The sequence below is a fragment of the Mycobacterium sp. ABE4_509 genome, assembly GCF_056160785.1.
Genome location: NZ_JBSWXU010000161.1, coordinates 1 through 11,447 on the forward strand (window position 1 = coordinate 1; position 11,447 = coordinate 11,447).

An 11,447-nucleotide genomic window follows, 5' to 3' on the forward strand; every position below is an offset into this window, starting at 1 on the left:
GGTCCGGGCAGCAGCGCCGCTCGGTCGGTGCGCAGCGGGCGCTCGGTCGTGCCGGCACGGCGATGTCGCCCGAGGAGGTCGACGCGGTCGTGATCAACCTGGTCGACCGGATCACCCGGCGGATGCGGGCGGCGGGCCGCACCGGTCGCACCGTCGTGCTGCGGCTGCGGTTCGAGGACTTCGGCCGCGCCACCCGGTCGCACACGATGCCGCGGGCCACCGCAGCCACCGACACGGTCCTGGCCGCGGCGCGCACCCTGGTCGCCGGGGCTGCCCCACTGATCGCCGAGCGGGGCCTGACCCTGATCGGATTCGCAGTGAGCAACATCGACCGCGACGGCGCGCAACAGCTCGAGCTCCCCTTCGAAAACCGTTGTGACACCGCGCCGATCGACGGTGCGGTGGACCTGGTCAGGCAGCGCTACGGAAAGGCCGCGGTGCTGCGCGGCGTGCTGCTCGGCCGGGACGCCGGACTGGAGATGCCACTGCTGCCGGACTGACTAGGAGCCCGTCCAGTCCAGCAGTCGCTGCGCCGGCCAGGTGTTGACGATCCGCTCCGCGGGCAACCCGGCGTCCAGCGCGCGCTGGGCGCCGTAACCGAGGAATTCCAGTTGCCCCGGGGCGTGCGAGTCCGTGTCGACGGAGAACACGCAACCGATGTCCATCGCCAGTGTCAGCAGCCGCGTCGGCGGGTCGCGCCGTTCGGGTCTGGAGTTGATCTCGACCGCCGTCCCGTGGTCGCGGCAGGCGGTGAAGACCTTCTCGGCGTCGAACTTCGATTCGGCACGCAGGCCGCGGCCCCCGGTGACCAGCCGCCCCGTGCAGTGGCCCAGCACATCGGTGTGCGGATCGGCGATCGCCTTGAGCATCCGGCGGGTCATGGCCGCGGAATCCATCGCCAGCTTGGAGTGCACGCTGGCCACCACGATGTCGAGCCGTTCGAGCAGCTCGACCTCCTGGTCGAGTGAGCCGTCCTCGAGGATGTCGACCTCGATGCCGGTCAGGATCCGCATGGGGGCCACCACCTCGCGGATCTCGTCGATCACGTCGAGTTGTTCGCGCAGTCGGTCCGCCGAGAGTCCGTTGGCCACCCGCAGCCGTGGCGAATGGTCGGTCAGCGCGCAGTATTCGTGCCCGAGGTCGCGGGCGGCCAGCATCATCTCCTCGATCGGCGCGGAGCCGTCGGACCAGTTGGAGTGCAGGTGCAGGTCGCCACGCAGCGCCGTGCGGATCGGGCCGCCGCCGAAGTCCTCGGCGTCGGCGCGCAACTCGGCGAGCGCGTCGGGTTCGCGGCCGGCCCAGGCCTGGGCGATCACCGTCGCGGTCTTCGGCCCGATCCTGGGCAGGGTCTGCCAGCTGTTGGCCTTGCCGTGCCGCTCGCGCTGCTCGTCGGTGAGGGCTTCGAGCACGTCGGCTGCGTTGCGATAGGCCATCACCCGGCGCGGATCCTCGCGCGCGCGGTCCTTGTAGTAGGCGATCTGTCGCAACGCGGTGACCGGGTCCATGGACTCAGTGTCCCGGACCCGGACCACTGCGTGCGGGTCAGTTCTCGGCGTCGCCGTCGGCGGTGGCGCCCAGGGCTGCGCCGCAGGCCGCCGGATAGGTGGCTTCGGCGGGCACTCCCGTCATGTCCAGCACCTGCGCGAGTTCGGACTCGCCGATCGGGGCGTCCAGGTTGTACTCACCGTTGCCGTCGGCGTCGATCCCGTGCTCGACGACGGTGAGGTCGGCCAGATGCGCGATGGCGCCTTCCGGGACCTGGTCGGCCGGCAGGGTGCGGTCGTAGATCACCTGACCGGTGTCGTCAGCCACCGGGAAATCGTCGAGCGCCAGCCCGTTGCTGGGGTCGGTGTTGCCCTCGTTGGTCAGCGCGATGAAGATCGGTCCGTAGGCGGCCGACGCATCCACCGCCGAGAGCAGACCGTCGCCGTTGCGGTCGTCGGTCACGTCCTCGGCCGGGCCGGGACACACGAAGTCCCTGCCTTCGGCGTTTCCGTGGATGTGCTGGGCGTGCGGCTGGTTGGGGACCAGGCCGGACGCGTTGACCTGCATCCGGAGGCTGCCGTCGGGATTCGGCGTCAGCGTCGCGGTCCCGGTCGCATTGGTCCCGTTGAGCGCGAGCAGCGGGATCACCGTCGGCACGGCGGGCGGCTCGGGGGGCTCCTGGGCGGTGGCGGTACCGGCGCCGGCCAGCGGAAGCGTCGCGGCGGCGGCCGTGGCAAGTGCTGCCTTGGGTCGCATTCTGTCCTCCTCGATTCCGGTCGACCCCTGCGACGGGGTGACACCCGGACAGCTACCCGGTGACACAGCTGACAAACAGGTGGGAGGTCAGGGTGCCGGTCTAGAGTCGGCGAGATGCGCTTTGCGTTCAAGACCTCGCCGCAGAACACCGAGTGGTCCGACCTGCTGGCGGTCTGGCAGGCCGCCGACGAGATCGACGTGTTCGAGTCGGGGTGGACGTTCGATCACTTCTACCCGATCTTCTCCGACCCCGCCGGCCCCTGTCTGGAGGGTTGGGTGACCTTGACCGCGCTCGCCCAGGCGACCTCCCGGCTGCGTGTCGGGGTGCTCGTCACCGGCATCCACTACCGTCACCCCGCGGTGCTGGCCAACATGGCCTCGGCCCTGGACATCGTCTCCGGTGGGCGCCTGGAGCTGGGGATCGGCGCGGGCTGGAACGAGGAGGAATCCGGGGCCTACGGCATCGAGCTGGGCACCGTCAAGGAGCGCTTCGACCGGTTCGAGGAGGCCTGCGAGGTGCTGGTCGGGCTGTTGTCCCAGGACACGACGACCTTCGACGGCACCTACTACCAGCTCAGAGACGCGCGCAACGAGCCCAAGGGCCCCCAGCGTCCGCACCCTCCGATCTGCATCGGCGGCAATGGCGAGAAACGCACACTGCGGATCACCGCCCGGTACGCCGATCACTGGAATTTCGTCGGCGGCACTGCGCAGGAGTTCGCCCGCAAGCGCGACGTCCTGGCCGCACACTGCGCCGATGTCGGGCGCGATCCCACCGACATCGAGCTGTCGGCGCACGTCCGGATCGGCGCCGACCATGACTACGACAAGGCCATCGCGGAGGCTGCCGCGCTGGGTGAACAGGGTCTGGATCTGGCGATCATGTACCTGCCACCGCCCCACGATCCGCGGGTGCTGGAACCACTGGCCGTCAAGATCCGAGAATCGGGACTGACCAGCAAAGACAACTGACGATCACGAAAGAATAACGATCCGGCAAATATACGACTGCGCAACGGAATTCCGGCGGTCGCACCGGTTCGAGAGTTCGCTAGATGCCGTAGCGAAGCAGCTCGTCTGCGGTCACCAACCGCTCCGCCTTGGCGGGGAAGTCACGGCTCTTGACCGGGTGTCGGAACAGTAACCAGGCGATTCGACTTACTCGCGACCGGGTAATCGAGTTGATATACACGGTGATCACTCCTGCGGTGTGCAATAGCTGACCCGGGGAGCCACCTTACCGCAGCACCCTCAGGAAGTCATTAGATACCCATCGGCTGGCAAACTCCCGAAGGCACGCCGATGAATGATCAGATGTTTTTGGAGTGGCGCATGTGACTGAAGTGACGGATGTGGCGCGGATTTTGGGCTGCCGCCGACGAGATTGCAGCCAGGGTCGCGGGCTCTCACCCGGGTACAACCCTGCGCGCAAACTCGCCGAACCGATGAGGTTCTACCGCTACCGTCTGCTCTTCGCGCAAGCGCTCATCGCTGCGGAGCAGTGGTGGGCTTGATCGGCACCGGCAGCGCCGTGCGGCCCATCAGGTGGCGATCGACCTCGGCGGCCGCCGCGCGGCCCTCCGCGATCGCCCAGACGATCAGCGACTGACCGCGGCCCATGTCGCCCGCCACGTAGACACCGGGCACCGACGTCGCGAACGCCCCGTCCCGGTTCACGTTGCCGCGCTCGGAGAACTCGACACCGAGGTCGGTGAGCAGTCCCGGACGTTCCGGACCGGTGAAGCCCATGGCCAGCAGGACCAGATCGGCCTCCAGCACGAAGTCGGTGCCCTCGATCTTCTCGAACTTGCCGGCGTTCATCTTCACTTCGTGCGCCCGCAGGCCCGTCACCGTGCCGTTCTCGCCGACGAACTCCTCGGTGTTCACCGAGTAGACCCGTTCGCCACCCTCCTCGTGCGCCGAACTGACCCGGAACATCAGCGGATAGGTCGGCCACGGGGTCGAGTCGGCACGCGTCTCCGGCGGCCGGGGCATGATCTCGAACTGGTGCACACTGGCCGCACCCTGGCGGTGCGCGGTCCCGAGGCAGTCCGCCCCGGTGTCCCCGCCGCCGATGATGACGACCTTCTTGCCGGTGGCCGTGATCGGCGGCTGACCGTCTGCGTCGAGCACGTCATCGCCGGCCTGAACCCGGTTGGCCCACGGCAGATACTCCATGGCCTGATGGATGCCGTCGAGTTCACGGCCGGGAATCGGCAGATCCCGGCGCGCAGTCGCCCCGCCCGCCAGCACCACCGCGTCGAACTGCGAGCGCAGCTGTGCGGCGGTGATGTCCACACCGACGTTGACTCCGCTGCGGAACTCGGTGCCCTCGGCCCGCATCTGCTCCAGGCGCCGGTCGATGTGGCGCTTCTCCATCTTGAACTCGGGGATGCCGTATCGCAGCAACCCACCGATACGGTCGTCGCGTTCGAAGACCGTCACGGCATGCCCGGCCCGGGTCAGCTGCTGTGCGGCAGCCAGCCCCGCCGGGCCGGATCCGACCACGGCAACACTCTTTCCGCTCAGCCGGTCCGGCGGCGAGGGAACCACCCAGCCCTCGGCGAACGCGTTGTCGATGATCTCGACCTCGACCTGCTTGATGGTCACCGGATCCTGATTGATGCCCAGCACGCAGGATCCCTCGCACGGCGCCGGGCAGAGCCGGCCGGTGAATTCCGGGAAGTTGTTGGTCGCGTGCAGCCGCTCGATGGCGTCTCGCCAGCGCCCGGTGCGCACCTGGTCGTTCCACTCCGGAATCAGGTTGCCCAGCGGGCACCCGTTGTGGCAGAACGGGATACCGCAATCCATGCAGCGGCTGGCCTGCTCGGTCAGGGTGTCTTGGGAGAAGTCCTCGTAGACCTCTTTCCAATCGCGCAACCGCAGGTCGACCGGCCGACGGTGCGGGGTCTCGCGATGGGTGTACTTCAGAAAACCACGGGGATCAGGCACCGGCGGCCGCCATGATCGCCTCGTCGACATCCGCCCCGCGCTGTTCCGCATCGGCGATCGCCTGCAACACACGTTTGTAGTCGCATGGCATCACCTTCGTGAAGTGCGCCATCTCGTTCTCCCAATCAGCCAGAATCCGTTGTCCCACTGCCGAATCAGTGGCATCAACGTGCGCAGTGATCATTTCCCGGACATATTCGAGATCCTCGGGACCCATCTCCTCGAGCAGCACCATCTCCGGGTTGACGTTGTCGGCCAACGCATTCTGCGGATCGTGCACGAAGGTGATCCCTCCGGACATACCAGCGGCGAAGTTGCGGCCGGTCGGCCCGAGAATGATGACCCGCCCACCGGTCATGTACTCACACCCGTGATCGCCGACGCCCTCCACCACAGCGTGCGCGCCGGAGTTGCGTACCGCGAACCGCTCGCCGACCTGGCCGCACAGGAACATCTGCCCCTCCGTCGCACCGAACAGGGCGACGTTGCCGGCGATGATGTTCTCTTGGGCCACATAGTCGTCGGGAGCACCTTCGGACGGTCGGACCACGATGCGGCCGCCCGACAGTCCCTTGCCGATGTAGTCGTTGGCATCGCCGTAGACCCGCAGCGTGATCCCCTTGGGCACGAACGCCCCGAAGCTGTTGCCCGCCGACCCGTCGAAGGTGATGTCGATGGTGCCGTCCGGCAGCCCCTGCCCGCCGTAGGCCTTCGTCACCTCGTGGCCGAGCATGGTGCCCACCGTGCGGTTGACGTTGGTGATCTTGGTGGAGAATCGCACCGGGGTGCCGTGGTCGATGGCCTCCCGGCTCTGCGCGATCAACTGCTGATCCAGCGCCTTGTCCAGACCGTGGTCCTGGCGCGAGCTGCAGTACAGGTCCTGGTTCATGAAAGCGGACTCCGGAGCGTGCAGCACCGGCGCCAGATCCAGCTTGTGCGCCTTCCAGTGCGCGGCGGCCTGGGTGGTGTCCAGCGCGCCCACCTGGCCGACCATCTCGTTGACCGTGCGGAAGCCCAACTGCGCCATCAGCTCCCGGACTTCTTCTGCGATGAACATGAAGAAGTTCTCGACGAACTCCGGCTTGCCGGTGAAACGCTGGCGCAGCAGCGGGCTCTGGGTGGCCACACCGACCGGGCAGGTGTCGAGGTGACAGACCCGCATCATGATGCAGCCCGAGACCACCAGCGGCGCAGTCGCGAAACCGAACTCCTCGGCACCCAACAGCGCACCGATGACGACATCGCGGCCGGTCTTGAGCTGGCCGTCGACCTGCACCACGATCCGGTCGCGCAGACCGTTGAGCAGCAACGTCTGCTGGGTCTCGGCCAGGCCGAGCTCCCACGGTGCGCCGGCGTGCTTCTGCGAGGTCAGCGGCGTGGCCCCGGTGCCGCCGTCATGGCCGGAGATCAGCACGACGTCGGCGTGCGCCTTGGACACGCCTGCGGCGACGGTTCCGACGCCGTTCTCGCTGACCAGCTTCACGTGGATCCGGGCGGCCGGGTTGGCGTTCTTCAGGTCGTGGATCAGCTGAGCGAGATCCTCGATGGAGTAGATGTCGTGGTGCGGGGGCGGCGAGATCAGCCCGACGCCGGGCGTGGAGTGCCGCACCTCGGCCACCCACGGATACACCTTGTTGCCGGGAAGCTGGCCGCCCTCGCCGGGCTTGGCGCCCTGGGCCATCTTGATCTGGATGTCGGTGCAGTTGGTCAGGTAGTGGCTGGTGACACCGAACCGACCCGAAGCCACCTGCTTGATGGCGCTGCGCCGCCAGTCGCCGTTCTCCTCGGGGTCGAACCGGTTGACGGACTCACCGCCCTCACCGGAGTTGGACCGTCCGCCGAGCCGGTTCATCGCGATCGCCAGCGTTTCGTGGGCCTCGGCCGAGATCGAGCCGTAGCTCATCGCACCGGTGGAGAACCGCTTGACGATCTCACTGGCCGACTCGACCTCCTCCAGCGGAACCGGAGGACGCACCCCGTCGCGGAACTTCAGCAGACCCCGCAACGAGGCCATCCGCTCGCTCTGGTCGTCCACCAGGCGGGTGTACTCCTTGAAGATCTCGTACTGCCCGGTCCGGGTCGAATGCTGGAGCTTGAAGACCGTGTCCGGGTTGAACAGGTGGTACTCGGCGCCCTCACCCTGACGGCGCCACTGGTACTCGCCGCCCACCTCGAGTTCCCGGTGCGCCCGCTCGTCGGGCCGGTCGAGGTAGGCCAGCGCATGCCTGGCGGACACGTCGGCGGCGATGTCGTCGAGCTCGATCCCGCCGACCGGGCAGGCCAGGCCGGTGAAGTAGTCGTCGAGCAGGCCCTGGCTGATACCGATCGCCTGGAAGAGCTGGGCACCGGTGTAGGAGGCCAGCGTGGAGATGCCCATCTTCGACATCACCTTGAGCACACCCTTGCCCGCGGCCTTGACGTAGTTGGCCTTGGCCTTGTCACTGCTGATGCCGGTGATCACCCCGCGGTCGACCATGTCCTCGATCGACTCGAAGGCCATGTACGGGTTGATCGCCGCGGCGCCGAAGCCGACCAGGCAGGCCATGTGGTGCACCTCGCGGGCGTCACCGGCCTCGACGACCAGCCCGACCTTGGTGCGGGTGCGCTCCCGCACCAGGTGGTGGTGCACAGCCGACACCGACAGCAGCGAGGGGATCGGCGCCATCTGCTCGTTGGACTCGCGGTCGGAGAGCACGATGATGCGCGCGCCGTCCCGGATCGCGCCCGACACCTTGGCGCGGACGTTGTCGAGGGCCTCCTTGAGTCCCTGACCCCCGCGATTGACCGGGTACAGGCAGCGGATCACCGCGGCACGCATGCCGTGCTTGTGGCCGCGGATCTCGTGGTCGGGATCGACGCACATCAGCTTGGACAGCTCGGCGTTGCGCAGGATGGGCTGCGGCAGCACGATCTGCCGGCACGAGTCGGCGTCGGGGTTGAGCAGGTCACCCTCCGGTCCGATGGCACCCTGCAGGCTGGTGACGACCTCTTCGCGGATGGCGTCCAGCGGCGGGTTGGTGACCTGGGCGAACATCTGGTGGAAGTAGTCGTAGAGCATCCGCGAACGGGCCGAGAGCACCGCGATCGGGGTGTCGGTGCCCATCGACCCGAGCGCCTCGGCGCCCGACCGCGCCATCGGCGCCACCAGCAGGTTGAGTTCCTCGTAGGTGTAGCCGAACATCTGCTGGCGCAGCACCACGCGGTGGTGCGGCATCCGGACGTAGTCGCCCTGCGGCAGTTCGTCCAGGTCGAACAGGCCGGCGTCGAGCCATTCCTGGTACGGCTGCTCGGCGGCCAGTTCGTCTTTGATCTCCTCGTCGGAGACGATGCGCCCCTGGGCGGTGTCGACGAGGAACATGCGCCCCGGCTGCAGGCGCATCTTGTGCACCACGGTGGCCGGATCGAGGTCGAGCACGCCGGCCTCTGAGGCCATCACCACCAGGCCGTCGCTGGTCACCCAGATCCGGGAGGGGCGCAGCCCGTTGCGGTCGAGCACGGCGCCGATGACGGTGCCGTCGGTGAAGCAGACCGAGGCGGGCCCGTCCCACGGCTCCATCAGCGATGCGTGGTAGCGGTAGAACGCCCGCTGGGCGGGGTCCATCGACTCGTGGCGCTCCCACGCTTCCGGGATCATCATCAGCACCGCGTGGGGCAGGCTGCGACCACCGAGATGCAGGAGTTCGAGCACCTCGTCGAAGCGCGCGGTGTCCGACGCGCCGGGCGTGCAGACGGGCACGATCTTGTCCAGGTCGGCATTGGTTCCGAACACGTCGGTCTTGATCAGCGCTTCCCGGGCGCGCATCCAGTTCTCGTTGCCGGTGACGGTGTTGATCTCACCGTTGTGGGCCACCCGGCGGAATGGGTGCGCCAGCGGCCAGGACGGGAACGTGTTGGTGGAGAACCGCGAGTGCACGATGCCCAGCGCGCTGGTCAGCCGGTCGTCCTGCAGGTCCAGGTAGAACGCCTTGAGCTGCGGCGTCGTCAGCATCCCTTTGTAGACGAAGGTCTGGCCGGAAAGACTTGGGAAGTAGACCGTTTCGCGGCCGGGTCCGTCCTGGCCCGGGCCCTTGGTGCCGAGTTCGTGCTCGGCGCGCTTGCGCACCACATAGGCGCGGCGCTCGAGTTCCATCCCGGAGGCACTCGACCCCTTCCCGTCGCTGCGCTCGCCCAGGCCGAGGAACACCTGGCGGAAGGTCGGCATGGCGTCGCGGGCCAGCGCGCCCAGCGACGAGTCGTCGGTCGGGACGTCGCGCCAGCCGAGCACCTGCAGGCCCTCGGCCTCGGCGATCTTGCCGACGGACTCACAGGCCGTCGCCGCGTCCTTCGACGACTGCGGGAGGAACGCCATGCCGGTGGCGTAGCTGCCCGGTTCCGGCAGCTCGATGCCGTCGTCGCGGCACACGGCGCGCAGGAACTCGTCGGGAACCTGCAGCATGATGCCCGCACCGTCGCCGGTGTTCGGCTCGGCGCCCTGTGCGCCCCGGTGCTCCAGGTTGAGCAGTGCCGTGATGGCCTTGTCGACGATGTCTCGGCTACGCCGGCCGTGCATGTCGGCCACCATGGCCACGCCACAGGCGTCATGCTCGAACGCGGGGTTGTACAGCCCTTGAGCGTTGGGCGCCATTCCCACCTACCTTTTTCCATGCACACGCGCCGGTTCCGGACGCGTTACTGACGGCAACCGTCGACGAGAGCGTTAGCCGGTCTGGCGATGGAGGCACCTTCGTGCAGCACTGAACGATGGCCCTTTTTCCAATCGCCACAAGTGATGAAAACGATATGACAAAGGGCCCCTGACATGCCAACTTAGCCCAGCCTAACAAGTTTTGCCGGGCGGGAAGGCGCCGCGGGACGCCCTCGTCCGGGGCCCGGGTGAATAGCGTTGACGCGGTGACCATTTGACCCCGCCACACCCCGGGATGATCCGGCAGCGGGCGTATCGAGCAAACCGAGCACACTTTCTGATTGTTTGCCAGGTGGAAAAATTAATGCCTTGTAGTGCGGCTACGGCACTGCAGCGATTTGCGCAATAGTTGGGTGGATTCTTAGAGAATTGACACCGCGGCAGCCACCGGCCGCTGCGACGGGTCCGCGTCGCAGCGCGGCGGGACCGGGCGGCGGAACCCGCTGACCACCAACGGCTTTGCCCGGCTCGGCGCCGAACCCGCCGAGACCGGGCTCGCCCGGCCGGCCGCGGGGGTGAGATTGCTATCACTTTACCGCCCGGGGGTATCCAGCGGCCGGTACTGCCGTCAGGCTGCAGGGGTGTCCTACGCGCTGAACACTCCGCTCGGCCGGTTCGGGGTCGAGACGCTGGAAGAGTCCCCGGCCCGCTGCGTGGCGTCGGTGCCGGTCAACGCCCTGCTCAACCCCCTCACCGGCGGGCTGACGGTGGCTCCGCTGGCGCTGCTCGTCGACCATCTGGGCGGGTTGATCAACCATTGCCACCGCGGGCCCGACGAATGGACGGTGTCCAGCGAGTTGTCCCTGGAACTGGCTCCCGACGCCGTCGACGTCCTCGCGGCCCGGCCCGCCTCGCCGGTCACCGGGACGTCGCGGCAGCTGGGCCACCGCACGTCCGGGGCGCTGGGGCTGTGCGAGCTGTTCAGCGGCGACGACGTCATCGCCACCGCCACCGTGCGGTCGTTCTACATCTCGGTGCCGAGCACGCTGACAGCGTGGCCGGACGCGCCGGACGCTTCGCTAACCGGCCCGGCACTGCGGGATCTGATGGCGCTCGACATCGCCGAAACCGGCGGTGCGGCAACGATGTTGATCCAGCGGGACGACCCGGCGCTGAACAACAGCGTCGGCGCGGTGCATGGGGGTATCTCGTCGATGGGCCTGGAGCTCGCCGGCTCGGCCGAACTCAACAGGGGCCACGACGGCGCCCCGTACCGCACCGCGTCGCTGCGGGTGAACTTCCTGCGCCCCTTCCACGGCGGCACCGACGCGCACTACCTCGCCAGACCGCTGCACGTGGGGCGCAGCAGCGGTGTGGCCGAACTGCAGGCGGTGGGCGGCGACGGGCGGACGGCGATGGTCGGCCGACTGACGGCCTACCGCGGCCCGGCCGCCGCCCCGGCCCGCTGATATAGATCGAGGTAGTCCTTCTCAAATGCCTCCGGAGGTGTCAGGAAGGGATCTGTAACTGATTCCTTTCGGGGTCCGTGTGTTGACGCACGTGGACCGCCTGACACACCCCGGAGGTGTTGTTGTGTCTGTGCCTGTAGCTCCAGTCACGTCATCCACGA

General features: G+C 67.9%; 7 protein-coding genes. 3 read left to right on the plus strand and 4 right to left on the minus strand.

From position 1 onward, the window contains the following. On the plus strand, positions 1–500 hold a 500-nt coding region (locus ACXAID_RS24115; RefSeq protein WP_475024708.1), incomplete at its 5' end, for a DinB/UmuC family translesion DNA polymerase. Here the strand turns inward: ACXAID_RS24115 and ACXAID_RS24120 are convergent. Both ACXAID_RS24120 and ACXAID_RS24125 read right to left on the minus strand, forming a co-directional pair. Then, the gene (locus ACXAID_RS24120; RefSeq protein WP_475024709.1) at positions 501–1,505 is read right to left on the minus strand and encodes a PHP domain-containing protein; all 1,005 of its coding nucleotides are present in this window, start codon (positions 1,503–1,505) and stop codon (positions 501–503) included. Between the two features lie 37 nt (positions 1,506–1,542). Then, positions 1,543–2,241: a hypothetical protein gene (locus ACXAID_RS24125; RefSeq protein WP_475024710.1), complete on the minus strand. Its 699-nt coding sequence runs from the start codon at positions 2,239–2,241 to the stop codon at positions 1,543–1,545. A 114-nt stretch (positions 2,242–2,355) separates the two neighbouring features. Here ACXAID_RS24125 and ACXAID_RS24130 point away from each other — a divergent pair, with 114 nt between their 5' ends. Beyond that, complete coding sequence (locus ACXAID_RS24130) at positions 2,356–3,213, plus strand: LLM class F420-dependent oxidoreductase (protein ID WP_475024711.1); 858 nt, start codon at positions 2,356–2,358, stop codon at positions 3,211–3,213. A gap of 513 nt (positions 3,214–3,726) precedes the next feature. On the opposite strand, the gene ACXAID_RS24135 is transcribed toward ACXAID_RS24130, so the two are convergent. Further along, positions 3,727–5,193, minus strand: a complete 1,467-nt coding sequence (locus ACXAID_RS24135; RefSeq protein ID WP_475024712.1) for a glutamate synthase subunit beta — start codon at positions 5,191–5,193, stop codon at positions 3,727–3,729. Then, complete coding sequence (gene gltB, locus ACXAID_RS24140) at positions 5,186–9,817, minus strand: glutamate synthase large subunit (RefSeq protein WP_475024713.1); 4,632 nt, start codon at positions 9,815–9,817, stop codon at positions 5,186–5,188. Before gltB ends, ACXAID_RS24135 begins: the two co-directional genes overlap by 8 nt. A gap of 641 nt (positions 9,818–10,458) precedes the next feature. Between gltB and ACXAID_RS24145 the strand changes: the two genes are divergently transcribed. Continuing rightward, positions 10,459–11,286, plus strand: a complete 828-nt coding sequence (locus ACXAID_RS24145) for a PaaI family thioesterase (protein ID WP_475024714.1) — start codon at positions 10,459–10,461, stop codon at positions 11,284–11,286. The last annotated feature ends 161 nt before the right edge of the window (positions 11,287–11,447 follow it).